This is a genomic window from Thalassotalea sp. 273M-4 (assembly GCF_041410465.1).
In the GTDB taxonomy this organism is placed as follows: Bacteria; Pseudomonadota; Gammaproteobacteria; order Enterobacterales; family Alteromonadaceae; genus Thalassotalea_A; species Thalassotalea_A aquiviva.
Map to the genome: position 1 here is coordinate 1,920,410 of NZ_CP166961.1, position 25,620 is coordinate 1,946,029.

The 25,620-nt window shown below is 40.3% G+C and carries 27 protein-coding genes; 16 read left to right on the plus strand and 11 right to left on the minus strand.

Annotated elements, in window-relative coordinates; all coding sequences use genetic code 11:
- The first annotated feature begins 237 nt into the window (after positions 1-237).
- Complete coding sequence (locus ACAY00_RS08670; protein WP_371372509.1) at positions 238-981, plus strand: YciK family oxidoreductase; 744 nt, start codon at positions 238-240, stop codon at positions 979-981.
- A gap of 208 nt (positions 982-1,189) precedes the next feature.
- On the opposite strand, the gene prmC is transcribed toward ACAY00_RS08670, so the two are convergent.
- From prmC to hemA, 3 genes are read right to left on the minus strand one after another with little or no spacing between them, the layout of a single operon-like run.
- On the minus strand, positions 1,190-2,080 hold the full coding sequence (gene prmC, locus ACAY00_RS08675; protein WP_371372511.1) for a peptide chain release factor N(5)-glutamine methyltransferase: 891 nt from the start codon (positions 2,078-2,080) through the stop codon (positions 1,190-1,192).
- A 4-nt stretch (positions 2,081-2,084) separates the two neighbouring features.
- Positions 2,085-3,173 (minus strand): peptide chain release factor 1, encoded by a 1,089-nt coding sequence (gene prfA / locus ACAY00_RS08680; RefSeq protein WP_371372514.1) that lies wholly within the window; start codon positions 3,171-3,173, stop codon positions 2,085-2,087.
- A 60-nt stretch (positions 3,174-3,233) separates the two neighbouring features.
- The gene (gene hemA / locus ACAY00_RS08685; RefSeq protein ID WP_371372516.1) at positions 3,234-4,505 is read right to left on the minus strand and encodes a glutamyl-tRNA reductase; all 1,272 of its coding nucleotides are present in this window, start codon (positions 4,503-4,505) and stop codon (positions 3,234-3,236) included.
- Positions 4,506-4,693: 188 nt separating this feature from the next.
- Between hemA and lolB the strand changes: the two genes are divergently transcribed.
- The 6 genes from lolB to ychF all read left to right on the plus strand — a co-directional run bounded on the left by lolB (position 4,694) and on the right by ychF (position 9,854).
- Positions 4,694-5,296, plus strand: a complete 603-nt coding sequence (gene lolB / locus ACAY00_RS08690; protein ID WP_371372518.1) for a lipoprotein insertase outer membrane protein LolB — start codon at positions 4,694-4,696, stop codon at positions 5,294-5,296.
- The gene (gene ispE, locus ACAY00_RS08695) at positions 5,296-6,153 is read left to right on the plus strand and encodes a 4-(cytidine 5'-diphospho)-2-C-methyl-D-erythritol kinase (RefSeq protein WP_371372520.1); all 858 of its coding nucleotides are present in this window, start codon (positions 5,296-5,298) and stop codon (positions 6,151-6,153) included. The genes lolB and ispE overlap by 1 nt, the downstream gene beginning before the upstream one ends.
- Before the next feature lie 137 nt (positions 6,154-6,290).
- Positions 6,291-7,238: a ribose-phosphate pyrophosphokinase gene (locus ACAY00_RS08700; protein ID WP_371372522.1), complete on the plus strand. Its 948-nt coding sequence runs from the start codon at positions 6,291-6,293 to the stop codon at positions 7,236-7,238.
- Positions 7,239-7,509: 271 nt separating this feature from the next.
- On the plus strand, positions 7,510-8,127 hold the full coding sequence (locus ACAY00_RS08705; protein WP_371372524.1) for a 50S ribosomal protein L25/general stress protein Ctc: 618 nt from the start codon (positions 7,510-7,512) through the stop codon (positions 8,125-8,127).
- Positions 8,128-8,143: 16 nt separating this feature from the next.
- A complete protein-coding gene (pth, locus tag ACAY00_RS08710; RefSeq protein ID WP_371372527.1) occupies positions 8,144-8,734 on the plus strand; it encodes an aminoacyl-tRNA hydrolase in 591 nt (196 codons plus the stop codon).
- Between the two features lie 28 nt (positions 8,735-8,762).
- On the plus strand, positions 8,763-9,854 hold the full coding sequence (ychF, locus tag ACAY00_RS08715) for a redox-regulated ATPase YchF (RefSeq protein ID WP_371372529.1): 1,092 nt from the start codon (positions 8,763-8,765) through the stop codon (positions 9,852-9,854).
- 360 nt (positions 9,855-10,214) lie between these two features.
- Here ychF and ACAY00_RS08720 read toward each other — a convergent pair whose 3' ends face one another.
- The 5 genes from ACAY00_RS08720 to ACAY00_RS08740 all read right to left on the minus strand — a co-directional run bounded on the left by ACAY00_RS08720 (position 10,215) and on the right by ACAY00_RS08740 (position 15,606).
- A complete protein-coding gene (locus tag ACAY00_RS08720) occupies positions 10,215-10,514 on the minus strand; it encodes a hypothetical protein (protein ID WP_371372531.1) in 300 nt (99 codons plus the stop codon).
- Positions 10,515-10,621: 107 nt separating this feature from the next.
- Entirely contained in the window at positions 10,622-11,494 is an 873-nt protein-coding gene (gene purU / locus ACAY00_RS08725; protein WP_371372533.1) for a formyltetrahydrofolate deformylase, read from the minus strand.
- Between the two features lie 168 nt (positions 11,495-11,662).
- The gene (pta, locus tag ACAY00_RS08730; RefSeq protein ID WP_371372536.1) at positions 11,663-13,774 is read right to left on the minus strand and encodes a phosphate acetyltransferase; all 2,112 of its coding nucleotides are present in this window, start codon (positions 13,772-13,774) and stop codon (positions 11,663-11,665) included.
- A gap of 1 nt (position 13,775) precedes the next feature.
- On the minus strand, positions 13,776-14,975 hold the full coding sequence (locus tag ACAY00_RS08735; RefSeq protein ID WP_371372538.1) for an acetate kinase: 1,200 nt from the start codon (positions 14,973-14,975) through the stop codon (positions 13,776-13,778).
- A gap of 100 nt (positions 14,976-15,075) precedes the next feature.
- Positions 15,076-15,606, minus strand: a complete 531-nt coding sequence (locus tag ACAY00_RS08740) for a DUF6942 family protein (RefSeq protein ID WP_371372540.1) — start codon at positions 15,604-15,606, stop codon at positions 15,076-15,078.
- Positions 15,607-15,801: 195 nt separating this feature from the next.
- Between ACAY00_RS08740 and ACAY00_RS08745 the strand changes: the two genes are divergently transcribed.
- The 3 genes from ACAY00_RS08745 (at position 15,802) to ACAY00_RS08755 (ending at position 17,701) form a co-directional block, all read left to right on the plus strand.
- Positions 15,802-16,173 (plus strand): thiamine pyrophosphate-dependent enzyme, encoded by a 372-nt coding sequence (locus ACAY00_RS08745; protein WP_371372542.1) that lies wholly within the window; start codon positions 15,802-15,804, stop codon positions 16,171-16,173.
- Positions 16,174-16,537: 364 nt separating this feature from the next.
- Positions 16,538-17,110, plus strand: a complete 573-nt coding sequence (locus tag ACAY00_RS08750; protein WP_371372544.1) for a hypothetical protein — start codon at positions 16,538-16,540, stop codon at positions 17,108-17,110.
- 123 nt (positions 17,111-17,233) lie between these two features.
- Entirely contained in the window at positions 17,234-17,701 is a 468-nt protein-coding gene (locus ACAY00_RS08755) for a YchJ family protein (RefSeq protein ID WP_371372546.1), read from the plus strand.
- A gap of 36 nt (positions 17,702-17,737) precedes the next feature.
- On the opposite strand, the gene ACAY00_RS08760 is transcribed toward ACAY00_RS08755, so the two are convergent.
- Positions 17,738-19,033: an ATP-binding protein gene (locus tag ACAY00_RS08760; protein ID WP_371372548.1), complete on the minus strand. Its 1,296-nt coding sequence runs from the start codon at positions 19,031-19,033 to the stop codon at positions 17,738-17,740.
- Between the two features lie 3 nt (positions 19,034-19,036).
- On the minus strand, positions 19,037-19,753 hold the full coding sequence (locus ACAY00_RS08765; protein WP_371372550.1) for a winged helix-turn-helix domain-containing protein: 717 nt from the start codon (positions 19,751-19,753) through the stop codon (positions 19,037-19,039).
- A 568-nt stretch (positions 19,754-20,321) separates the two neighbouring features.
- Here ACAY00_RS08765 and xthA point away from each other — a divergent pair.
- Positions 20,322-21,131, plus strand: coding sequence for an exodeoxyribonuclease III (xthA, locus tag ACAY00_RS08770; protein WP_371372552.1), 810 nt, complete (start codon positions 20,322-20,324; stop codon positions 21,129-21,131).
- A gap of 20 nt (positions 21,132-21,151) precedes the next feature.
- Complete coding sequence (rlmA, locus tag ACAY00_RS08775; protein ID WP_371372554.1) at positions 21,152-21,982, plus strand: 23S rRNA (guanine(745)-N(1))-methyltransferase; 831 nt, start codon at positions 21,152-21,154, stop codon at positions 21,980-21,982.
- Here rlmA and yfbV read toward each other — a convergent pair.
- Entirely contained in the window at positions 21,979-22,413 is a 435-nt protein-coding gene (yfbV, locus tag ACAY00_RS08780) for a terminus macrodomain insulation protein YfbV (RefSeq protein WP_371372556.1), read from the minus strand. The genes rlmA and yfbV overlap by 4 nt on opposite strands.
- Before the next feature lie 620 nt (positions 22,414-23,033).
- On the opposite strand from yfbV, the gene ACAY00_RS08785 reads away from it, so the two are divergent.
- From ACAY00_RS08785 to ACAY00_RS08800, 4 genes are read left to right on the plus strand one after another with little or no spacing between them, the layout of a single operon-like run.
- Positions 23,034-23,420 carry an ACT domain-containing protein gene (locus ACAY00_RS08785; protein WP_371372559.1) on the plus strand — a complete coding sequence of 129 codons (387 nt, stop codon included), beginning with the start codon at positions 23,034-23,036 and terminating at the stop codon, positions 23,418-23,420.
- A 32-nt stretch (positions 23,421-23,452) separates the two neighbouring features.
- A complete protein-coding gene (locus ACAY00_RS08790) occupies positions 23,453-23,800 on the plus strand; it encodes an ArsC family reductase (RefSeq protein ID WP_371372561.1) in 348 nt (115 codons plus the stop codon).
- The gene (dapE, locus tag ACAY00_RS08795; protein WP_371372563.1) at positions 23,797-24,933 is read left to right on the plus strand and encodes a succinyl-diaminopimelate desuccinylase; all 1,137 of its coding nucleotides are present in this window, start codon (positions 23,797-23,799) and stop codon (positions 24,931-24,933) included. The genes ACAY00_RS08790 and dapE overlap by 4 nt, the downstream gene beginning before the upstream one ends.
- Entirely contained in the window at positions 24,933-25,616 is a 684-nt protein-coding gene (locus ACAY00_RS08800) for a M15 family metallopeptidase (protein WP_371372565.1), read from the plus strand. Before dapE ends, ACAY00_RS08800 begins: the two co-directional genes overlap by 1 nt.
- Positions 25,617-25,620: the final 4 nt, after the last annotated feature.

A 25,620-nucleotide genomic window follows, 5' to 3' on the forward strand; every position in this document is an offset into this window, starting at 1 on the left:
TATTGTAATAATTGGTCTAACTGTCGAGTTTATCGACAATTTATTGTCTTCTGCATGTATTTGTTTTTCACAAGTACGACCAGAGCAAATTTGGTTAACAATAACTTAACGTAAGTTAGACTTGTGTGCTACATTTTTTTTCACATCGATGATAAATTTCATTTTTTTTCGGCTATGGCTCGAAACCTTACTGCGCTAAAGGTAGAATAGTGACAAATTCCATAATTGATTCAGAAAATGTACCCATATCAAGCAAAAGAAAATTGTTTACAAGGCAAAGTATTATTGGTCACCGGTGCCGGAGATGGCATTGGTAAGAGCGCGGCAATGCATTACGCTAAGCACGGCGCGACAGTCATATTGTTGGGTCGTACCGTTAACAAACTTGAACAGGTATATGATGATATCGTGGCCAAGGGCTATCCAGAGCCAGCTATTATCCCATTAGATATGAAAGGCGCCACTGCTAAACATTACCAAGACATGGTCACGACGATCATCGAGCAGTTTAAGCACCTTGATGGTGCTTTACTCAATGCCTCAATTTTAGGGGAGTTAACCCCTTTCACCCAAATTAATCAGCAAATCTGGGACGATGTTATGCAGGTGAATTTAACCGCACAACTTCAACTTGCCCAAGCCTTAATTCCAGCCATGGTAGGCGATAAACCATCGTCCTTAGTCTTTACCACATCTGGTGTGGGTAATAAGGGCCGTGCTTTTTGGGGACCGTACAGTATTTCTAAGTTTGCCACCGAAGGCATGATGCAAGTAATCGCCGATGAATACGAAGGCAGTAACTTACGAACCAATGCGATTAACCCTGGTGGAACAAAAACTAAAATGCGCGCTACGGCTTTTCCAGCCGAAGACAAATCACAGCTCCCTGAGCCAGATGACATTATGCCAGCCTATTTATTCTTAATGAGTGATGACAGCATTGGGATCAATGGTCAACGCTTAGATGCGCAACAACACTAAACTTGCCAACCTATGTCGACAATACAATGCTTCAATAATGCTTATTGTGGCCTTTTAGAATTTTCATCCGTGCTTATAAGATGAAACTTAGCTAATGCGCTAAGCTCATAAATAACAAAAAAATGAGCAGTTCTCTGCTCATTTTTTTGCTTGAGGCTTTGGCTGCGAATGCATTTACCTCTCCCCATTACAGGTAAATACAGCAGGCTTAAGGCAAATAACCCATGGTTATTCTAGGGTTATTACCATAATCGATAAAACTTTCAATCTGAATATAACCCGCTTGTGCTAATAATGCCTGAACATGAAGATGTTGCTCAAAACCATGTTCTAGATACAATTGCCCACCTGATTTTAAATACCTTTTACTGGTGTTGATGATATGAATGATATCGGCAAACCCTTGCTCAGAGGCTACCAAAGCCGAACTCGGCTCAAATCTCACATCGCCATGCGATAAATGCTGGTCGTTAACATCAATATAAGGAGGGTTTGAAACAATCAAATCAAATAATGGCTGTTGAGGTATCGAACTAAACCAATCACTTTGATAAATACGTACGTTCTTAATGCCATGGTGTTCTGCGTTTTTTTGCGCTAAGGCCACCGCATCTTTATTAAAATCAACGGCTTCTACCGACCAGGTTGGGTTTTCAAACGCCAATGCCAATGCAATAGCACCAGTACCTGTGCCTAAGTCTAACAAGCGTGTATTAGGCTCTGGATTTTGATTAAGTACTTGCTCAACCAATATCTCGGTATCGGGCCTAGGGATTAAGGTACATGGGTCAACAAAGAGCTCCAATGACCAAAATTCGCGCTTGCCGGTGATAAAGGCAACCGGTTCGCCTGCTCTGCGCCGTTCAACACTCTTAATAAATTGTTGATACTGACTTGTTGTAAGCATTGTGTCGGACCAAGCCAGTAAATAACTGAGCGGTTTATCCACAACATGAGCCATTAAAACTCGAGCATCGAGTTTGGCATCTTGCTTTGACTCAAACGATAAAAAACAGTCGATGGCGCGAGCCAAAGACTGTTCAATTGTTTGTGGGGCTTTAGGAAATCCATCGGCCCCTTTCGATGTGTCGCTTAGCACAAGCTTAATTTTGTTCAGAAAGAGCGGCTAACAGATCCGCTTGGTTCTCGAGCATAATAGGTTCCATCACCAAGTGTAAGTTGCCTTCCATAACCTCATTTAATCGATATAAGGTTAAGTTAATGCGATGATCTGTCATTCGTCCTTGGGGGTAATTGTAGGTACGAATACGTTCAGAACGATCACCACTGGCGACTAGATTACGTCGCGAAGATTCTTCTTCACTGCGACGTTTCTCATCTTCGGCTTGTTGTAAACGCGCTTGCAGTACAGACATTGCTTGCGCGCGGTTTTTATGTTGAGAACGTTGGTCTTGACACTCGACAACGACGCCCGTTGGAATATGGGTGATACGAATAGCGGAATCGGTTTTGTTAACGTGCTGGCCACCGGCACCAGACGCTCGGAACGTATCAATGCGCAAATCGGCTTTGTTTATTTCAATCGCTTGTGATTCTGGAATTTCAGGCATAACAACGACCGTACAAGCCGATGTATGAACTCGGCCTTGGGATTCGGTTTCAGGTACACGTTGTACCCTGTGACCACCGCTTTCAAACTTCATTTGGCCATAAACTTCATCACCAGAGATTTTTACAATGATCTCTTTATAACCGCCCTGCTCACTTTCATTCATATTGATGATTTCAGTTTTCCAACCTTGTTTTTCCGCGTAGCGACTGTACATACGGTATAAGTCGCCAGCAAAAATGGCGGCTTCGTCACCACCAGCACCCGCGCGGATTTCAACAAAACAGTTATTGTCATCGTTAGGATCTTTTGGCAGTAACAGAATCTGCAACTCTTGTGTCAGCTCTTCAATCGCAGATTTGGCTTCTTTGTACTCTTCTTGCGCCATTTCTCGCATATCAGGATCTTCGTCTTTAAGCATATCTTGCGCTAGGGCATAATCATCTTGTGCCGTTTTATATGCGCCAAACACTTTGGTAATTTCCTCTAACTGAGAAAATTCTTTTGATAATGTTCTAAATTTTTCCTGATCGGCTATGGTATCAGGGTCAGATAATAAGGCCTGAACTTCTTCGAAACGTTCTACTAAGCCTTCAAGTTTTTGATATACAGATTCATTCATGTAATTTTTTCACCAAAGTGTCATTTTAAAAAGGTGTGTGTTTGGTCAAATTGAATAGGGTTAATCGTCTTTATTATCTAATTCAAACACATCACGTAGGTAAATTATTTTATCGAGTTCACCGCCTTGGGCGGCTGTTTGTAATGCACGAGTTGGCGCGTGCATTAAATTATTGGTTAAGCGTACCGCTAATTCGTTTAAAACCGCTTCCGTTGGTTTTTCTTGTGCTAATTGCTGCATCGCCTTTTGCAATAACTCATCACGTTTTGCCATACACTGATTACGATAAGTAATGACCGCATCTTGGGTATTCAAACCTCGTAACCAGGCCATAAAATCCGTTGTTTGACTGCCCACAATAACTTCGGCCTGTTGCGCGGCTTTACGACGATTTTCCATATTTTGAGCGACGATACTTTGTAAGTCATCGACGGTATATAAAAACACATCTTCTAAACTGCCAACTTGCTCTTCAATATCTCTTGGTACTGCAATATCGACCATAAAAATAGGACGATGTTTACGATGCTTCAACGCATCTTCAACCATACCTTTACCAATAATCGGTAACGTTGAGCCTGTTGAGCTGATCACAATATCGGCATCACCGATATGTTCTGGGATTTGCGCTAAGGTGATAACATCGGCGCCCACTTCTTTGGCAATGTTTTCAGCTCGTGCCACGGTGCGATTGGCCACCGTAATTTTACTGACATTGTTGTCGTATAAATGCCGAGCAACCAATTCCATGGTTTCACCAGCACCAATTAACAATACTTTACTTTTACCAAGGTCATCGAATATGTGTTTTGCAAGATGCACCGCGGCAAACGCAACTGATACCGCACTCGCGCCAATTTCGGTTTCTGTACGTACTTGCTTAGCAACGCCAAAGGTACGCTGAAATAAACGTTCCATAATGACTTTCATTGAACCAGCAGCTTTGGCTTGCCCATAGGCTTGCTTCATTTGCCCTAAAATTTGAGGTTCGCCTAAAATCAGAGAATCTAAGCCACAAGCAACTCGCATCATATGAGTGACGGCTTGTTGTTCATGGTGCCAATATAAGGTGGGCTCAATAATGCTGGCCGGTACTTTATGATACTGCTCGAGCCAAGCGGTAACCTCCGTTTGCACTGCGGCCAGTGGTTTGTCTTGCACAAAGTATAACTCAGTGCGATTACAGGTCGATAAAATCGCGGCTTCTTTACACTGCAGATTACCTAGCATTTCCTGCAAGGCATGCGTTAGGTTGTCTGGAGAAAAGGCAATCTTTTCTCGGACTGACACAGGTGCCGTCTTATGATTGATTCCGACTGCAAAAATGGACATAAATGAAAGTTACTAGCCTAATAAACGTGAAAACAAAGTTGCATTTGCTAGATTATCTTATATTTTGAGCAAAACTGATAATACTAGATGCAAATTGGTGATAATTTTACGTAATTTGCGCAATGATTGAAAGTATTGCGAGAAAGTGTTGCAATATATCAATAAAAAAATGGGAAGCCTCAGCAAATATGTTCAAAAGTTCACCATACTGGTTCATTTTATTAGTTATTTTGCTAAATGGTTGTGCGAGCCAATACTCAACACAAGAGCTATTTCAAGATAAAAACCAACGAAGCCAAGAGCTCAAAGCATTGAATGACTGGACAATTAAAGGCAAAATTGCTTTTTTGACGACCAATGATAAACAAAGTGCTAATTTTTATTGGCAACAGCAAGATGATATCACCCATCTTAAATTAACCACGTTTCTTGGTGTTAGCCTGCTGTCGTTAACGCATGACGGTAATACCTACCACCTTCATTCTAACGGTGAACATTGGCAAGATGACAATCTAAACACCCTATTAATGCACGCAACGGGTTTAAATTTGCCTGTTTCATCTTTGATCTATTGGCTTAAGGGCCTTAAAGCAAGCTCTGATGACAGTATTTTATATTCGCCAACGACTCAACTTCCCCTGTCGTTGCATGCCAACAAGAACAATCAGCCTTGGCAAGTCAACTATCAGCACTATACCCTAGTCGAAACGTATCGACTGGCTGATAAGTTAACCGTTGTGCACCCACAACTGACCATTAAAATGGCCATTTACAATTGGGAATTAAATTAGTGAAACCAACCTTTTACACCTTTTCATCGGTTGCCAAAATCAACCGTTTTTTACATATTAATGGCCAATTAGACAATGGCTACCATGAATTACAAACCGTTTTTCAATTTATTGATTATGGGGACACCCTTAAGTTTCAAGTCAATGACTCAGGTAAAATCAATTTATTAAACCCAATTGCCGGGGTTAGCGAGCAACAAAATTTAATTTATCGAGCGGCCAAACTAATACAGCAACATTGCCACCAGCCTGTTGGGGTCAATATAAAACTCGATAAACGCTTACCGATGGGGGGTGGCTTAGGTGGCGGTTCTTCAAACGCAGCCACGACCCTGTTAGCGTTAAATACATTATGGCAAGTGGGCTTGTCGGTTGAGCAATTGGCGCAATTAGGTCTCACTTTGGGCGCCGATGTCCCTGTATTCGTGCGCGGGTATAATGCATTTGCCGAGGGCATTGGCGAGAAATTGATCCCGATTGAATTAGATACCCCTTGGTTTTTAATTACAGTGCCTGACTGTGAAATCAGTACGGCTGCCGTTTTCACCCACCCAGATTTACCTCGAAATACAACAAAATTGTCACTTAGTGAGTTAAATATTGACCAATGCCATAATGATTGTGAAAACCTTGTTATTAAACTCTATCCCGAGGTTGCCAAGCTCATGGCTTGGTTGTTAGAATACGCTCCGTCCCGATTAACCGGTACTGGTGCCTGTATTTTTTCAACGTTCGAAGATAAACAAAGCGCAATTTCCGTTCAATCAAAGCTACCACAAGGCGTTCGCTCGTTTGTAGCTAAAGGGTTAAGTCAATCACCTACTCTAGCGGAACTGGACACGGTGTTTGCTATTTAAAAAACATTCATAATACCAACAAATGTTTTTTACTGCCGCGTTGCGGTAATGCTAACCTTGGTTAGCCCACACAGCATTGGCCTGTTTTGGTCTAATGTATAAAGATAAATGTTGTCTAAGTTTCTGAGGAACTGACAGTGCCTGACATGAAGATTTTTGCGGGTAACGCCACCCCTGAACTGGCTAAAAAAATTGCAGACCGATTATACATGGGTTTGGGAGATGCAAAAGTAGGCAGTTTTAGCGATGGTGAAATCAGCGTTGAAATTACCGAGAACGTTCGTGGAGCGGATGTTTTTATCATCCAATCAACTTGTGCTCCAACCAATAACAACCTAATGGAACTTATCGTAATGGTTGATGCCTTACGTCGAGCTTCTGCGGGTCGTATCACTGCGGTTATGCCTTATTTTGGCTATGCCCGTCAAGACCGACGCGTGCGTAGTGCCCGTGTTCCTATTACAGCAAAAGTGGTTGCTGACTTTTTATCTAGCGTAGGTGTTGATCGTGTATTAACCGTTGACTTACACGCAGAACAAATTCAAGGGTTCTTTGATGTGCCAGTAGACAACGTCTTTGGTACACCAATTTTACTTGAAGATATGGAAAACAAAAACCTCGACCGCCCTGTTGTTGTTTCGCCTGACATTGGTGGTGTGGTTCGTGCTCGTGCCGTAGCCAAACTACTAAACGATACTGACTTAGCCATTATTGATAAACGTCGTCCAAAAGCCAATGTATCACAAGTGATGCACATCATTGGTGATGTCGATGGTCGTGATTGTATTATTGTTGACGATATGATTGATACCGGTGGTACTTTATGTAAAGCCGCTGCGGCTCTTAAAGAACATGGTGCTCGTCGAGTATTCGCTTACGCTACTCACCCTGTTTTATCTGGTGATGCGCCAGAAAACATTAAAAACTCGGTGATTGATGAAGTGATTGTTACTGACTCAATTCCATTATCGCCAGAAATTCAGGCATTAGATAACGTTCGCCAGTTAAGCTTATCAGGTATGCTTTCTGAAGCCATTCGTCGTGTAAGTAACGAAGAATCTATTTCGGCAATGTTTAAAGCCTAAGTTTTACGGCTCAATAGAGCGCATTTGCTTGCTCTTATAGCGAGCAACTATGTAAAGCTGGGTTTTTACAGTAAATCACAAAAAGTGCGCACTTATGCGCACTTTTTTGTTTGTTAACCCAGTGAAAAATGTTATCATTCTGCGCCTTTTCTACTTTGGCTTTATTTTTAGGCTCTTAGTAAAGAGGCAATCGGCCTGTGAAGGCCTGTGTGATCACTCTTTGGTCGCGAAGAGTGGTTTAATTTTTATTTTTTAATATAGAGAATTCATTATGGATTTATTTACTTTAGATGCTGAAGTTCGTACAGATATGGGGAAAGGTGCGAGCCGCCGCCTACGTCACGCGAACAAAGTTCCAGCAATCGTTTACGGTGCAGGTCAAGAGCCAGTATCTATCACTTTAGCGCACAACAAAGTATGGCGTGCACAACAAGAAGAAGCTTTCTACTCTCACGTTCTATCATTGAACATTGGTGGTGAAGCGACTGAAGTTGTAATCAAGGACATGCAACGTCACCCGTTCAAAGAACTTGTAATGCACATCGACTTTTTACGCGTTGACGCGAAAAAAGAACTACACACTTCAGTGCCTCTACACTTCATCAACGAAGACGTAGTAGCAAAAACTGGTGCAAACTTATTACACACAGCAACTGAAATCGAAGTAGCTTGTTTACCAGGTAACTTACCAGAGTTTATCGAAGTTGACGTTAAAGACTTAACTGCTGGCAACTCTATCCACTTATCTGAAATCGTTCTTCCTAAAGGCGTAACTTCAGTTGAGTTAGCTAAAGGTGAAGATCACGACATCGCTGTAGTTTCAGCACAAGCTCCTAAAGGCGGAAGCGAAGCTGCTGACGCTGAAGGTGAAGAAGCCACTGAAGAATAATCGCTGAGGTCAAACCTTGACGACTAATATTCAATTGGTTGTGGGCCTGGGTAATCCAGGCCCTGAATACACCAAAACTCGCCATAATGCTGGTGTGTGGTTCGTTGAAGAACTCGCTAGGCAATACAATATTTCCCTAAGTCCGGACAAAAAATACCACGGTTTATATGGTAAAGGACTGATTGGAAATACTGTTGTACACTTACTTATCCCTACTACCTTTATGAATCGCAGCGGTAAAGCTGTCGCGCCTCTCGCCAATTTTTTTCGTATTCCAGTTGAGAACATTCTGGTAGCCCACGATGAAATGGATTTAGATCCGGGTGTTTGTAAAATCAAACTCGGTGGTGGTCACGGCGGCCATAATGGCTTACGTGATATTATTGCGTGTATGGGAAATAACAAAGATTTTTATCGGCTACGGATCGGCATTGGCCATCCGGGGCATAGAGACAAAGTAACAGGTTACGTATTGGGCAAAGCGCCCGCAACGGAGCAAAGTTTGCTCGATCAATGCGTTGATGAAGGCTCGAGATGTTTTGAGATCTGGCAAAAAGACGGCATTAAAAAAGCACAGAACCGTTTGCATTCGTTTAAAGCAACCTAACGGCTAAAAGATAACACAGGAACTGATCATGGGATTTAAATGTGGCATCGTCGGTTTACCTAACGTAGGTAAATCCACATTATTTAACGCACTAACGAAAGCGGGTATAGAAGCCGCCAACTTTCCTTTTTGTACAATTGAGCCAAATACAGGTGTTGTACCTGTTCCAGACCCTCGTTTGGATAAACTTGCAGAAATCGTTAATCCTCAACGTGTACTGGCAACAACAATGGAGTTTGTTGATATTGCCGGTTTGGTTGCTGGCGCTTCAAAAGGTGAAGGTTTAGGTAACAAATTCTTGGCGAATATTCGTGAAACAGACGCCATTGGTCATGTTGTTCGTTGTTTTGAAAACGAAAATATTGTCCACGTTTCAGGGAAAGTAAACCCTCAAGAAGACATCGATGTGATCAATACCGAATTAGCTCTTGCCGATATGGATACCGCTGAGCGTGCTATTCAGCGTCAAAGCAAGCGTGCTAAAGGTGGTGACAAAGAAGCCAAGTTTGAAATTCCTGTACTGGAAAAAATTCTTGCACACGTTGAAGAAGGTCACATGATCCGTTCATTAGAGCTAAGTAAAGAAGAAAAAGCAGCGGTAAGCTACTTAAACTTTTTAACGCTTAAGCCGACCATGTACATTGCCAATGTCAACGATGACGGCTTTGAAGATAACCCTTATTTAGATCAAGTTCGTGAAATCGCCGCTGCCGAAGGTGCTGTTGTGGTGCCGGTTTGTGCCGAAATTGAAGGCGAACTGTCAGAAATGGATGAAGAAGACAGAGCCGAGTTCATGGCTGATCTTGGCATTGAAGAGCCAGGCTTAAATCGTGTGATCAACTCTGGTTACGGCTTGTTAAACTTGCAAACTTACTTTACCGCAGGGGTAAAAGAAGTTCGAGCTTGGACAGTGCGCGTAAATGCAACCGCGCCACAAGCTGCAGGGGTTATTCATACCGACTTTGAAAAAGGCTTTATTCGTGCCGAAGTAATTGGCTACGAAGACTTTGTTAGCTGTAACGGTGAAGCTGGTGCTAAAGAAGCCGGTAAATGGCGTCTTGAAGGCAAAGATTACCTCGTAAAAGATGGCGATGTAATTCACTTTAGATTTAACGTTTAAAGTCCTTTTACCGATTCGATTTAAAAACCGGGGCATCCCGGTTTTTTTAGCTTTATTGGATCGACCTTTTTTAAGCTGCATTTAAACAATATGTCGGATATTTTTACACCCGTATATCCCCTAAAAATAAAAACCATAAAAAACAACAAGTTAAAAGTTGGCACAGTATCTGCTTTATATAGAGTACTTGGAATCTTTAAAGAGTGTTAATAAAGAAATTTCGATTTCTTATCCACTAACATTTTTGAAGGGTGAAAAGTAACCTTAGATTTAATATTTTAACCGGACGCCCGTCCGGTTTTTTTTGCCTAAATATTTTTAACTTACTCTACCATAGTCGACTTTACCTATATCGAGAACTTAATCCGACAAGGATGTATTCAATAGCACAGGTTTGGTTGCATTTACTACCCGTGTCGTTGTCTTTACGCTAGCGCTTGTCTTCACCACTATGTTTTTCTCAATTGGCAAGTTTGTTGAGCGAGTTTGCTCACTATACTTTACTGGCGATGGGATTAAGTCTTCTGCAAGATTCAAGTTTTGCTCGGTAGGTTGAACAGATATGCTAACGTCATCGACCCTAGAATTCAGCTTAGAGTAAGTGATCACCCAAGGAGATAATAACGCTGTAAGGATGCAAATAACGGTCAGTAATTTCATTTTGTCAGTACAAGCTTATTATTGAATTAATATTTTGAATTATGACAATATAGTAAAGGTAAGCCCTAACTGTATTTTGTAATGACTTTGTAACAGCCTATGCAAAGTCATAAAATTACGGTTCTATCGCCGTTAAGAAGTATTCTATCTTCAACAAAATAGCGAACGGCTCGGGCCAATGCAGTCGCTTCAATATCATGGCCAATTTCTTTCATATCTTGAACCGTAGTGGCATGATCGACAGGTTTCACTTCCTGTACAATGATAGGTCCCTCATCTAAATCGGCGGTAACGAAATGCGCCGTAGCCCCTATTATTTTTACTCCCCTATCATGAGCCTGCTGATAAGGATTTGCGCCCTTAAATCCTGGTAAAAATGAATGATGAATATTTATAGCCCGCTCTTGTAACTGCTCGCATAAATCATTCGATAAAATTTGCATGTATCGAGCAAGCACCAATAAATCGGCTTTTTGTTGCTGAAATATTTGCATTAATTTCTGTTCTTGCTCGCTTTTGCCGTCTTTGTTAATGGGCAAAAAATAAAATGGTATTTGATGAAATTCGACAATATCGCGACAGTTTTGGTGATTTGAGATCACGGCAACAATGTCTGCATTTAAGACACCCGATTTATACTTAGTCAGTAATAGGCTTAAACAATGATCTTCTTTACTAACCGCCACGACGATTTTAGGCCGAACAGTTTTACGGCGTATATGGTAGGTAATTTCTAACTCTCGAGCTAAATCAGCCATAGCTTGACGAAAAGTCGTGTCATTAAAACCAACGGTGCGATCATCATATTCAATGCGCATATTAAAGATTTGCTGCTGTGGATCTGCATAATGCCTAGCATCATTAATAAATGCCCCCTGCTGAAAAAGCTCAGCGGTGATCCGCGCCATAACCCCTAGTCGATCAGGACACTTTAATTTTAAAATAAATTGATTAAAGCCCGAGGATGGTGATTCTCTCATAATAAATCCTTGCAAGGTTTTATTACTACCATATTAAGTGTTTCAGTTTTAATCAATAAAAAATCAAACTTATACTAATCCGGTTATGGACCCTATTGTGTGCCCTAGGCCCTAAAAAAAAGGCAGACCGTATAAGGTCTGCCTTTTCAATTTTTTTGTTACAAAAGCTTACTGCGTCGCTTGAATCGCGGTCAAAGCAATGGTGTAAACAATATCGTCAACTAATGCGCCACGAGACAAGTCATTAACCGGCTTATTCATACCTTGAAGCATTGGGCCTAAGCTCACTAACTGAGCTGAACGTTGTACCGCTTTATAAGTGGTGTTACCCGTGTTTAGATCTGGGAAAATAAACACCGTAGCTTTACCGGCAACCGGTGAATTAGGGGCTTTTTTCGCCGCGACATTTTCCATAATGGCTGCGTCGTACTGCAATGGTCCGTCAATAATCAGATCAGGACGTTTCTCTTTAGCAAGCTTGGTTGCTAACGCGACTTTTTCTACGTCTTCACCGCTGCCTGAACTGCCGGTAGAGTAACTGATCATCGCAACTCTTGGTTCAATACCAAACGCCGTTGCCGAATCTGCAGATTGAATCGCGATATCTGCAAGTTGCTGAGCATTAGGCTCTGGGTTAATCGCACAATCACCATAAACCAATACTTGCTCGGGCAATAACATAAAGAATACCGAAGACACTAATGAACTACCTGGCGCCGTTTTAATAAGCTGTAGGGCCGGACGAATGGTATTAGCCGTGGTGTTTACCGCCCCAGATACCAAACCATCTACGTGCCCCATTTGCAGCATCATAGTACCAACAACAACAGGATCTTTAAGTTCCTCTTTGGCAACTATTTCAGTCATTCCTTTGTGCTTACGTAGCTCAAGTAACGGCTGGACATAATCGCTTTTAACCACCTTAGGATCGGTGATAATAACCCCAGGAGGTAAATCAATACCCTGCTGCTCAGCAATACGCAAGATTTCATCTTTGTTACCAAGCAACTGACAACGTGCAATTTTACGTTCAGCACAGATTGCCGCCGCTTTAATCGTACGAATATCATTACCTTCAGGTAAAACAATAAGTTTGTTCGCTTGACGAGCTAAATCCGTTAACTTGTAACGAAATGCCGGAGGCGATAATAACTGACCTTTAACATTATTACTGATAAAGTTTTCTAACCATTTTTGATCAATACTATCAGCAAAATGTTGCTTAATCAGCTCTTGACGTTGAGTATCACCAGATGGGATTTCAGGGTTAAAATTCATCAGATGACGCGCTGTTTCCCATGTATCCCAAGGCACTGAATAAACCGGCAAACCGCCTTCAAACGCTTGCTTACATAAGTCTAATACCGAATCGCGAGGCTTCGAACCATTGGTTAATAACAAAGCGCCAATTTCAGTACCATTAAGCGCCGATAAGCAAGTAGCAATGATAATATCGGTTCTATCACCTGGGGTTACGATTAACCGACCTGCAACTAAGTGACTCATTAAGTTGCTGACACTGCGAGCACAAAAGCTCACACTGCGAATGCGTCGACTCTCGCTTTCACCTTCATTAATCACTTCGGCTTGTAAGTATCTTTTCACATCCAAAGGACGTGGTGCGACCAAGTCTAGATCCCAAGTAACCGTACTGATCAATTCAAAGTATGGTTTTTTAAACAAAGGTAAATCTAACCAAGGTTGTAAATCAAACTCAGAAGAATATTCGTTGTCTCTAGGCAGTAAACCAAACTCTTGTTCAGTTGGTGCATTCATTTTATTAATGATACAGCCTTTAACACGCTTATCTTTAACGCCACCAAATACTTTTGCACTGACTTCAATTCGGCTTTGAAATTGTTCTGGTGTATCATTTTCTGGTGTCGCCACCAAAATAATATCGGCACCTAGCGCCTGTGCAACCAATTGGTTAATTCTGGCCGCATAAGGGTGGCGTTTGGTTTGAATAAGACCTTCAACAACCACCACTTCTTCAGTAAAGGCTTCGGCATTACCAACAATTTCTTCTAAAATGTCATCAATTAAGTCAACACCCACTTTTTCTTCAACATAGCTAAGCGGAATAGAACGCGTGGCTATCGAATCAAATTCAGATGGTGATGTTGAGTCATTTGACATCACGTTTCGTGACGGTTGGCTAATTGGCTTAAAATAGCCAACATTAATACCAAGTTGCTGTAGCTTATGGTACATACCAAAAGATACCGATGTTAGGCCGACACCAAAGCCTACCGGCACTAACATGATACGATGGGCCATATTAATTCTCCTGAATTAAATCAAATGTTTGTTCAGCGATAACTTGCTCTTCATTGGTTGGAATAACCATACAATTGCGAGAGCCTTGCGCCGAAATAAACCCTTCTTTACCAAAACGTACATCGACGTTTTTCGCTTCATCAAGGTTTAAGTTTAGCAAGCTTAATGAACGAACGATGCGTGAACGAACAAGATCTGAGTTTTCACCAATACCACCGGTAAAGATTAACCCGTCAAAATGGCTCAATGACGCCATGTAAGAGCTGATGGTTTTAGCGATACGGTAACAGAAAATATCCATGGTCAAGTTAGCGCGAGGATTGTTATCGTTTAAAATCGCATCTTCAATGGTACGACAATCGTTGCTCATTTCAGAAATACCCAATAGACCACTTTCTTTGTTCAGAATGTGCGATACTTCTTCTATGCTGTAATTTAATTTTTCCACTAAATGGAAAATAACCCCAGGGTCAACATCCCCAGAGCGCGTTCCCATAACCACACCAGCAAGTGGTGTCAGTCCCATACTGGTATCAACACTTTGACCATTTTCAATGGCAGTAACACTGCATCCATTACCTAGGTGAGCACTGATAAAACTACTTTGCTCATATGGTTTGTTAACCAATTCGGCTGCACGTTTTGACACAAAGTAATGACTGGTACCGTGGAAACCGTAATTACGAATACCGTGTTGCTCATAAAAGCTGTACGGTAAACCTGTTAAGTAAGCTGTTTTTGGCATTGTTTGATGAAATGCCGTATCAAAAACCGTTACTTGCGGTAATGATGGGAATGCTTTTTCCGCCGCTTCAATACCAATTAAATTAACAGGGTTATGCAGTGGCGCAAGTTTGGCTAAATCACCAATAGATGCTTTTACGGCATCGGTTACTAAGGTAGGAGCGGAATAGGTTTCACCACCGTGAACAATTCGATGACCAACACCAATAAGCGACTGCTCTAACTTGTGTTCTAATAAGAACGACACAATCGACTCTAACGCGGCTTCATGATCATGATTACCACCTAAGGTACGCTCTGTTTTTTCACCATTGTATTTAATTTTAATAAATGCTTGATCGGTTAATAAACGTTCTGCGATACCTGAAACGATAAGTTCAGAAGATTCAGGTTTAATTAAAGAGAATTTTAAAGAGGAGCTACCACAATTGATAACTAACACAGCATTTTTTGACATGTAAATAATCACCTTTCTTTTAGATGGCGTCATTATATAGGAAAACAACGAAAATAATTTGTTTTATCACAAATAAAAACGCCTAAAACTGGCTTTTTTTCTATAATTTGTTGATCAAATTACATAATCTGATTATTTTTTTATCAGATAACTGTCGGTAATCAAAATAAGGACAAATAATCAGATTTTCATTAGGGTTAAAAGCGAATTCATGATCTATCCAAACCAGCCCTTCTGATAACTGCGGTTGATCATTTAATATGGTGCGAGCAAACGTTTTCCCCATCACCAGTTTGATAATCCCTTTATCCAGTTTTGTTATTACTTTAGGGTTAAATAGTAGCGCTAAGCCAGACCCAGTCTGTAATAAATAGTCATCCCTAAGTTGCTGCCAAGACGAATGCTGGGTCTTAGCAAGAGCGAACACAATTTTAGCGAAGACATTAAATATTTTTCGCCAATGATTGCCGGTTTGCTGACCTATAAACGAAATTTCACTGTCTTGTAAGTTATGAAGTGTAGTTAACTGTTGGTATTGTTCAAGCTCAGGGCGATGCTGGCTAAACACAATCAAGGTGGGATTTTCACAGCCCAAGCCCACAAGTTCATTTTTATCGACTAAACTGGCCACAATGATTTCCTATGCGAAGAAGGTAAATACGCATCTCACTTCTCTTTATTTTCCTAATAACATTCACTTTGTTTACTCTAACCAAGCGCAAACAAAAGTCATCTCAACACGACAGTAAAAACAGGGTTAATTCGGTTTTATTTTATGATGCTATACGCCGTCACATAAAAGACGACACCATTACGGTTGTTGACGATGGCAATCATACCTTTTTCAACCGCAAAATTAATGCCTATTTATCATCCATATAGTTTTATTTCACCAACAGATTTTAACTGTATGGGCTATGCAACGCCAGCTGCTATAGCGTGTAAGTTAGCCGCCCCAGATAAAGACGATGTGGCCATAGTCGCTAACGGTGCCTTTATGATGTCCTGTATGGAATTGGCAATAGCAGTAGCACATAATATTGGCGTTGTGATTTGTGTATTTAACAATAGCGAGCGATCCCAACTCTCACAAGCCCAACAAATCTCATATAACAGAAAAACGTGTACCGTATTACCGCAAGCGAAAGTCAAAGGAATCGCGATAGCAACAGGCGTTAACGTTCGCCAAAACCAATAAACCGGTTAGTTTAGATATCAATATTGATTACTCTAAAGCCAGCGCACTTACCCGAGGCATTGTTAAGACAAACTTCAAAAGAATGCCATTACCAACAAAAATGCGGATGATTGGACGGGTTCTATATCGAAAACTTACCGACAACTAAATGATCCACTTGAAAACATATTATTTGTCTAAAATGTCGGCCGGTTTGAACAGGCTTTTTTATGGAAATAAACATGGCTGGCAATTTATTGTTTAGATATAAAACAATAACTGTATAAAAAAACAGTAAAAGTTATTGCATTAGGATAAATTTATAAGTACTGTATATTTAAACAGTACTTATAGTTCCATTTATTTTGGCTTTAGGAGATTTTTTATGCCGACATCTTTGTTAAATGCAAACCAAGCTTCAAAATTGGTCTCTCCCCCCTTAGAACAAGAGACGTTAACAGGCATAAAACAGCCTAATTTATTAGCCTCAAGATCTGTTTTAAAATTATGCACCCCATTTAGCGCCAACAAACACGCCGTGTCTCTTTCGAGCAAACAAACTTTAGAAAATAAAGCCGTTAACAAGAGCGCAAATAAAGCTCAAGGTAATATTCATCTTATAGAAACTTTTAGCAACACGGTTTTAAGCGAGCGTATCTATTCAATCTGTAAACCTAAAGTTGATGATAAGCGTTGGTTATTATGCATTGGCGGGAGCGACGAAATGATTGCAGACATGGCATTAAAGACTGCTAATCCATATATATTAAAGGTCAATTCGGTTGGCCAAAAAGTAAAATTTGAACAATTAAAACGCGCATTATTAAAAGGTAACTTAGCGACTTTGGTGCTATTTAACAGCTCATTTGACCAAAAGCGATTAAGTGAATTGTCTGATTATGCGGTTAAAGGCAACACGCAATGCATTGTCATTAACCCTTCTCTTACGCTGCATTAATATGACCTTGTATGTCTAAATATCTAAATTGACAATAAAAACCAATCGTATCTAACTTGTTTGGCTTTGATTTACTTCAAATGGTAATATAATGGTTTGTTGAACTGTTGGTTTTATTAAATAATGCAATGTCCTTGTGGTTCTGAGTTAACTTATAATCAATGTTGTGCTCCTATTATCAATCAAGAAAATGTCGCGCAGACTGCCGAACAACTAATGCGGTCACGCTATAGTGCTTACCATCAAAAACAGAGCCAATATATTGCTGATACATACGCCTTGGCTCAACAAAAACATAACCCATTAGCAGAAATAGATGCTTGGGTACAACAAACAACTTGGTTAAAATTAACCATTATTGATACCGACTATAGTGATCCTATTCAACACTACGTTGAATTTTGCGCTCGCTATATTTGTGATCAGCAGGTGATGGAATTTCAAGAAAAATCGCGCTTTATCCAAGAACAAGGACAATGGCGATATATTGATGGCGACATTACTCGACAAGACCAGTTAGACACATTAACACGCAACTCACCTTGCCCTTGTGCCAGTGGAAAAAAATACAAACGGTGTTGTATCAAATAATTCATCAAGCCAGTTTTGTTCGCCTTTAAACGGTATTTAGACTAGATGCTGATTGTGCTTTTTAGGTAACGAAAGAATAAATTTGGCGCCACCTAGTTCACTGTCTTCTATAACAACTTGCCCCTTATGCCATTGCATGATTTTATTGACGATGGCTAAGCCCAAACCAAAACCACCGGTTTCACGGGTACGACTCTCATCGTCTCTAGAAAATGGGGCAAAAATAACGTCCTTGAACGCTGGTGAAATACCAATGCCATTATCTTCGACCACAATCAGACATTGATCGTTTTGTTCACTCACGCTGACCACAACTTTACCATGACCATATTTTATTGCATTAGCGATTAAGTTACTGACCGCTCGATTGATAAAATACTCATCACACTTAGCAAAAATGTCTGATTTATTGTCGATAAAATTAATCTCACCAGAGAAGTTAGAAAAACTCTCCACTTGTGCTTTTACTAAAGTAGAAATATTGGTTGGATTGAGTTGTATATTGGGTTGTTCATTTTCAAAAGCCGCATAAACTAACAGCTCATTGACCAGTGATTCAAGCTCCTCTATATCGGAAGATATCTTGTTTAAATAGATTTGACGGGTGTTCTCATCTTTTGCCTGTCGTAACAGCTCTAATGAAAATTTGCTGCGAGATAATGGTGTCCTTAGCTCATGGGATACCGCATTAGTAAGTTCTTTATGGGCTTCTATCAAACCATTAATTCGAGCGGCCATCATATTGAAGGTGTTCATCATTGGCCTCACCAAGACCGAATTCCCACCAGACACTTTAGCGTTAAAATCTCCTTGGCCAAACTTATGAACGGTGTCATTGAGTTGATCTAAATCTTTTGAAATAGGCCAAACCCAAAAGAAGATCACAATCCCTAAAACTAAAACAATAAATACCCTGATCAGAGCTTCGGTGCGAGGACGAGTTGGTGACTGAACGGGCCCCAATACGAGTACCAAATCGTGATTGCTGATTGGACGAAACAAAAAGATTTGGTCATTATCATAATAAACCGTTGTTTCTTCCGATTTTACAAACTTTAAATCAGGGATCAGGGTTTCGACATTGTCGGCATCAACTAACAAGAGCGGTAATTCATAGCGCTCTTTTTGTAGATCAATACGACTTTGCCATTGCGCTTGAGGAAATGACGCTAAGTTAATCTCAAAGGCCTTTAAAAGTGTTTTATAGCCGGTATAAGACTCAATTTTTTGCTCAACTTGTATGCTCCACAATTCGTCTAGAATCCAGTTTAATCCGCCAAAACAAGCAATAATCAAAAAATACAGACTAAAAAATGAGCGCCCAAGATTCATTCATTATTCCCACGCATCAGGTACAAATAAGTAACCCTGTCCCCATATGGTTTTGATCCGAAATGGTGTTTCATTTGAGTCCATTAACTTCTTACGCAAGCGAGAAATCCTAACGTCTACACTCCTATCCATGCCATCGTATTCCCGACCGACAACCGCTTTGTATATATAATCACGATTTTGCACTTCACCCGCTCTTGTTGCCAATAACCAAAGTAAGTCAAACTCTTGGCTCGTGAGCTCTATATTTTCACCATCAAGTAAGACCTGCCTAGAGTTACGATTCACTTTCAATTTACCGCAAGTGATCTCTGACTTGTCTTGTCCTCCTTTGGGGAGTTGACCACGACGTAATAAAGCATTTATGCGGGCAAGCAATACCCTTGGTTCAACGGGTTTTGCAACATAATCATCGGCACCAATTTCCAAACCAAGTACTTGGTCAAAGTCGGTACTTTTGGCGGTTAACATTAAAATAGGGTTACTAAATGATGGACGCAAATCTCGACATACCGCAAAGCCATCTTTTCCCGGTAACATGACATCTAATACAATCAGATCAGGTGAAAAATTCTCGACTGTTTTAGCGACAGTATCGCCCCTGAACTCTTGCTTTACATGAAACCCTTCGGTGACAAGAAAGCCCTTAATAAGATCTGAAAGTTGACGATCATCTTCAACTAACAGGATTTTTTTAAGGCTAGTTTTATTTTGTGACATTCAATTCTGCTCCATCTTAAAAAATACACATAATGCATTGATTATTTGATTGTTCGATTGTAGCTAAGGTGTTCTAACAGACATTCAGTCTCACTAAAACCGACAGCAAATGCCTGCTTTAAATAGCAAGGTAAAGTCAGAGCAATCTCAATGACTCGGCTACACAATAAGTCGGTACAGTGCATTTATTAACGCAGTTATCAATTACTTGCGAAAAGCGATGAGTCGCTAAAAATTACACTGTGGCTAAAATATTTAATTTGCTCTTGGTTACATTTTAGTTAATTGATTTATAAAGGGTTAATTTAACCCTAAAAAAAATGACTTTTTCTTTTATTTTGCTAAAAAACAATGGCTAGATAAGTTTGTTGGCATCCTATCGACCTGCTAGCGCATTCATCGCGCGTAAAACGTCAAAGACCTTGAGAAAGCGATAAACAGGGTTGCAGCACAAGCCAAACACATAGATAAAAATGGGAAATCTATTCACCCTAATTCTGTGATCTGATAGCATGGCTAGATATTTTAAACTTCAATGTTGAAGTATTACCCAAATAGAAATAAAACTATGAAAATCATCTCATTTAACATCAATGGCCTACGCGCTAGATTACACCAACTTCAAGCCCTTATTGACAAGCACCAACCAGACATTATTGGTTTACAAGAAATCAAAGTACACGATGAAGCATTTCCTTTAGAAGCCGTTCAGGCAATGGGTTATCACGTATATTTTCATGGCCAAAAAGCGCATTATGGGGTTGCTATTTTATCGAAGAAAGAAGCCGACATTATTGAGAAAGGCTTCCCGAGCGATAATGAAGAGTCGCAAAAACGAATGATAATGATCACTACCACCAATGATAAGGGTGAGAAGATTAAAGTATTAAATGGCTACTTCCCACAGGGAGAAAACATTAACCATGAAGTGAAATTTCCGTATAAACGCAAATTTTATAGCGACTTAATGCACTATTTAGAGCAACATCATCACCCCGATGAAAATATTGTGATCATGGGCGACATTAATATCTCACCACTCGACTTAGATATTGGTATCGGTGAAGCGAATCGCAAACGTTGGCTAAAAACAGGCAAATGTAGCTTTCAACCAGAAGAAAGAGAATGGTTAGCAACTCTTATGAATTGGGGGTTTAAAGACACTTTTCGTCAACTGCACCCTTTAAAAGAGCAACGTTACTCTTGGTTTGATTATCGTTCCCGAGGCTTTGATGATAATCGTGGCCTGCGTATCGATGTTATTTTAGCTACCGAGAATTTATCAAAAAAGTGTATTGAATCCGATGTTGATTACGAGCTAAGAGGTATCGAAAAACCGTCTGATCATGCTCCTATTTGGTCAACATTTGCTGTTTAGCGCTTCAGAGAATGAATAAGATGAATAACAGCCTGTATATTTGCCCGCTATGTCAGCATCCGTTGCTTATGCAAAACAACATTTTTCGCTGTCAAAATAACCATTGTTTTGATGTTGCCAAAGAAGGCTATGTAAACCTTTTGCCCGTTCAGCACAAACATTCTAAAGACCCAGGTGATAACAAAGCCATGGTAAATGCTAGGCGAATGTTTTTAGAGCAAGGATTTTATCAACCTCTGCGAGATAAAATTGTTGCTCTGTGTCAACACTATATTAATGGAAAAAACATACTCGACGCTGGTTGTGGCGAAGGTTATTACACCCATGCACATCAACAAGGTAGACAAAATGTTTATGGCGTTGATATAGCAAAAAACGCCGTAAAAATAGCGGCAAAAAAATATAAATCTTGTCACTTTAGCGTAGGCTCTATTGCTAGTTTGCCGTTTAAAGATGAGCAATTTGATTGGTTGTACTCCATCTATGCGCCGATTAAAATCGAGGAATTTCATCGTCTATTATCTTCTGATGGTTATTTACTTACGGTGACCCCTGGAGCAGATCATCTATGGGAGCTCAAGCAATTGATCTATCAAAACCCGTTAAAACATCAGGTGACGCCTGTTCAATATTCGGGATTTGATTTGATTATGGAAGAGAACTTAGACTATGAAATGACATTTAACGACAGTCAGCAAAGCTTAAATTTATTAGCGATGACGCCGTTTGCGTTTAAAACATCTAAGAACTTGATCGATGAATTGTCATCGTGTGGTGAATTTCGTTGTCGGGCGGACTTTAAGATCAGGTTGTATAAGAAATCAGCTCAATCTAGTGTTCACCAAGCCTAAAGATCCTCGGCTTGGTGGGAATACGAGTAATCGAGTAATTTAGCCAAGTCCATAAAAGTTGGCTTTTGCACCAACGTCAATTTGTTTTGTTGTTGGTGCTGATTGAGTTTTTCTACCCCTTGACGATACCAAGATGCTAGGGCTAACGGTAAATGCTCTTTAGACTTTTTAGCCATCAGGAACAACGCTTGTACCGGCAATGAGGCAATGAAAATACCATACACCAAGGCCTGACTCAGAAAATCTGGACCGAGAAACATTATGGGTAAAATAATCGCCAACAAAGCCAGAGGCGGACAATATTTTAATACAAATCGACTACCAACTACGGCGTTATATTCAGCAAAGTAATTGGCTAATTCCGGTGTATTGGGCCACAACCGGATGTATTTGGCACCATCTTTTAAAAAACAATATATTTTTCTGTTCATTTTCAAAGCACTTTCTTACTTAACTCTCTATATAAACGAGCATGGCAGGATTATAGACCATCTCATTTATATAAAGATAACACACAATGGTGAAATTTATCCCTAAGACATGCGTTTAAACGCGTCTAGTCCCTGCTCATTTTACTTTAGAGAGTGTTTTTTGACTAGAACAAGGCCCCAACATGTATATAAACACAGTAGTAAAAAGCCGTTAAAGAGCATAATAAACATTATTTTTTGGCGATTACAGAAAAATAAACACATGAAACCAATAAAACTCCTATTGTGGATAAAAATATGCCTCACACCAAATGGTTAAAAAAACACCTTTAGTAAATTATCCTTATAAATCAATGCTATTGAAAACTTATAAATCGTTATGAACAATTTTATCCACACCTTTTGTGGATAGTTAATAAAATTAAGATGATCTAAGAAGTTGGTTCTTATATTGAAAACTATTAAAAATACTTACTTCAATAAGGTTTATGACTAAATTGTACTTCTTATCCAATTAGTCCGTTATAGCTAAGCAACAGTATCAATCAAAAAACAGCTTTGTTATAGTAACTTAACTCGTACTTTGGCATCTTTTTAGCCTAAAAAAACAAGGAGTGGTGATGGCCAATCAAACCCTGAGACTGTTAAACGAAACGTTTCATATTCACAGCTTTACCCCTGAGACGCCAATTCCAGAACAGGTATTTAACGCCAAGATATTTTTTATCAGTAAAACCTATGATGAGCTTTCTGTGGTCGTACCCGATGATTTTAACTTGCCAAGTATGGAAGTCGAAAAAGACTGGCGAGCGCTTGAAGTTTTAGGCCCTTTAGGCTTTTCTCTAACCGGAATTTTATCTAACATATCCGGGGTTTTAGCAGAAAATAAGATCAGTATTTTTGCTATCTCAACCTTTGATACCGACTACATTCTGATCAAACAAGATACTGTAAAATCGGCCATTAGTGCCCTAAGATCTAATGACTATATGGTCATCGATGATTAACATAAAGTAAACCATAGAAACAGGACTTTAGAATGACAACTTTATATGGCATCCATAATTGTGACACCGTTAAAAAAGCACGTAAATGGCTAGAAACTGAAGGCATCGACTACGTTTTTCATGATTTGCGCAAGGATGGCTGTTCCAGACAACTGATCGAACAGTTTTGCACAAAGGCCAGTTGGGCTGAGTTAATCAATAAACGCAGTGCGACCTTTCGAAACCTCCCTGAAGAGATTAAACACAGCCTTGATGGCGAGGTTGCAGCCGAGGCGGTATTACAACAACCAACGTTATTAAAACGACCATTATTGTTAAACAATGAACAACTTCACCTTGGTTTTAAAGCTAACACTTACCAAGAGCTGTTTAACAAATGAGTATTGAGACCCCGGTTATAGAGCTCACTAAAGAGCTTATTGCAAGAAAATCAATCACCCCTCTAGATGAAGGTTGTCAAAACCTGATGGCTGAGCGCTTGGCTAAATTAGGTTTTAACAATGAATCGATGATTTTTGAAGACACCACCAATTTGTGGTCAAGACGTGGAGCAGAAGCACCGGTATTTTGCTTTGCCGGCCATACCGATGTGGTGCCACCTGGACCTGACTCAAAATGGCATACCCCACCTTTTGAACCAAGCATTAAAGATGGCTGGTTATATGGTCGAGGGGCAGCGGATATGAAAGGTTCATTGGCCGCGATGATCATTGCAACAGAGCAATTTGTAAGTCAATATCCTGATCACAAAGGCTCCATTGCGTTCCTAATCACCAGTGATGAAGAAGGCCCATTTATTAACGGTACCACTCGCGTCATTGATACATTGGAAGCGCGAAATGAAAAAATTGATTGGTGCATTGTGGGAGAGCCATCAAGTTCTCATACCGTTGGCGATGTGGTAAAAAATGGGCGTCGAGGCTCAATTACCGGCGATGTGATGGTGCATGGCATACAAGGGCATGTAGCCTACCCTGAACAGGTTAAAAACCCAATACATCAAGCGCTACCGGCGTTTGCACAGCTAAGCCAATACCATTGGGATCACGGTAACGACTACTTTCCTCCCACCAGTTTTCAGTTATCTAATTTTAACTCCGGCACAGGGGCTACCAATGTTGTACCTGGAGAGCTTCACGCCATTTTTAATCTAAGGTATTCTACCGAAATTAACGATCAAGTTATTATTGATAAAGTGAATGAAGTATTAGGGGCCTATGACCTTGACTACGATATAAAATGGACCTTTAACGGCAAACCATTTTTAACCGAACCCGGCAAATTACTTGACTCGGTAATCGAGGCGATAAAAGAAACCAATGGTGTTGACTGTAAACCTTCAACATCAGGTGGTACTTCTGATGGTCGTTTTATTGCACCAACAGGAGCGCAAGTTGTAGAATTAGGCCCAACCAATGCCACTATCCATAAGGTTAATGAATGCGTTAACTGCGATGATTTAAATAACCTAGTGCAAATGTACTATAAAGTTTTGGTCAAATTATTAAGCTAATGAATCATTCAGTCCCAAATCACCGCTGCTTAACCGGAGAAAGTGAACAACATATTCACTTTCTCAATCCAACCTTAGGCATTCATAAGGATATGATAAACGCATGGCAGGCCTTGCAACAAGCAGCCAAGTCCGATGGTTTAGATTTGCAAATTGTCAGTGGCTTTCGCTCTTTTAAAAAGCAGCAAAGTATTTTTGAAGCGAAATTGAGCGGTCGTTTGCCGGTATTTGATTTAAACCAGCAAGCGGTTGATTTAAAGGGGTTATCCTTTGAAGATAAAGTAGAGCAAATTTTGTTGTTTTCGGCTTTGCCTGGGGCAAGTCGACACCACTGGGGGACCGACATTGATGTGTTTTCCCCCTCACTAATAACCAATGAAAAATTACAACTTGAGGGTTGGGAGTATTTACCCGGTGGACATCAATGGCCACTGACCAAATGGCTAGATAGATATATGATGGATTTTGGTTTTTTCCGACCTTATGCCAAATATCAAGGCGGTGTGGCAAACGAGCCGTGGCATTTATCGTATCAACCTTTAGCAAATCAGTTCCAAACACGGCATAATAGCGATTGTTTAAAAGCTTGCCTGCAAGCATCTGATTTGGCGGATAGAGCAAAACTTATTGACCTTGTCGATACGCTGTACCCCAAATTTATATCCAACATTACCGAACCATAAAGAG

Bases quoted from the DNA above. Each gene is read 5' to 3' on its own strand.
- ACAY00_RS08670 (WP_371372509.1), top strand. From the start codon at position 238: ATGTACCCATATCAAGCAAAAGAAAATTGTTTACAAGGCAAAGTATTA.
- prfA (WP_371372514.1), bottom strand. From the start codon at position 3,173: ATGAATGAATCTGTATATCAAAAACTTGAAGGCTTAGTAGAACGTTTC.
- hemA (WP_371372516.1), bottom strand. From the start codon at position 4,505: ATGTCCATTTTTGCAGTCGGAATCAATCATAAGACGGCACCTGTGTCA.
- lolB (WP_371372518.1), top strand. From the start codon at position 4,694: ATGTTCAAAAGTTCACCATACTGGTTCATTTTATTAGTTATTTTGCTA.
- ACAY00_RS08705 (WP_371372524.1), top strand. From the start codon at position 7,510: ATGGATTTATTTACTTTAGATGCTGAAGTTCGTACAGATATGGGGAAA.
- ychF (WP_371372529.1), top strand. From the start codon at position 8,763: ATGGGATTTAAATGTGGCATCGTCGGTTTACCTAACGTAGGTAAATCC.
- ACAY00_RS08720 (WP_371372531.1), bottom strand. From the start codon at position 10,514: ATGAAATTACTGACCGTTATTTGCATCCTTACAGCGTTATTATCTCCT.
- purU (WP_371372533.1), bottom strand. From the start codon at position 11,494: ATGAGAGAATCACCATCCTCGGGCTTTAATCAATTTATTTTAAAATTA.
- pta (WP_371372536.1), bottom strand. From the start codon at position 13,774: ATGGCCCATCGTATCATGTTAGTGCCGGTAGGCTTTGGTGTCGGCCTA.
- ACAY00_RS08735 (WP_371372538.1), bottom strand. From the start codon at position 14,975: ATGTCAAAAAATGCTGTGTTAGTTATCAATTGTGGTAGCTCCTCTTTA.
- ACAY00_RS08745 (WP_371372542.1), top strand. From the start codon at position 15,802: ATGGCAATCATACCTTTTTCAACCGCAAAATTAATGCCTATTTATCAT.
- ACAY00_RS08750 (WP_371372544.1), top strand. From the start codon at position 16,538: ATGCCGACATCTTTGTTAAATGCAAACCAAGCTTCAAAATTGGTCTCT.
- ACAY00_RS08755 (WP_371372546.1), top strand. From the start codon at position 17,234: ATGCAATGTCCTTGTGGTTCTGAGTTAACTTATAATCAATGTTGTGCT.
- ACAY00_RS08760 (WP_371372548.1), bottom strand. From the start codon at position 19,033: ATGAATCTTGGGCGCTCATTTTTTAGTCTGTATTTTTTGATTATTGCT.
- ACAY00_RS08765 (WP_371372550.1), bottom strand. From the start codon at position 19,753: ATGTCACAAAATAAAACTAGCCTTAAAAAAATCCTGTTAGTTGAAGAT.
- xthA (WP_371372552.1), top strand. From the start codon at position 20,322: ATGAAAATCATCTCATTTAACATCAATGGCCTACGCGCTAGATTACAC.
- rlmA (WP_371372554.1), top strand. From the start codon at position 21,152: ATGAATAACAGCCTGTATATTTGCCCGCTATGTCAGCATCCGTTGCTT.
- yfbV (WP_371372556.1), bottom strand. From the start codon at position 22,413: ATGAACAGAAAAATATATTGTTTTTTAAAAGATGGTGCCAAATACATC.
- ACAY00_RS08785 (WP_371372559.1), top strand. From the start codon at position 23,034: ATGGCCAATCAAACCCTGAGACTGTTAAACGAAACGTTTCATATTCAC.
- ACAY00_RS08790 (WP_371372561.1), top strand. From the start codon at position 23,453: ATGACAACTTTATATGGCATCCATAATTGTGACACCGTTAAAAAAGCA.
- dapE (WP_371372563.1), top strand. From the start codon at position 23,797: ATGAGTATTGAGACCCCGGTTATAGAGCTCACTAAAGAGCTTATTGCA.
- ACAY00_RS08800 (WP_371372565.1), top strand. From the start codon at position 24,933: ATGAATCATTCAGTCCCAAATCACCGCTGCTTAACCGGAGAAAGTGAA.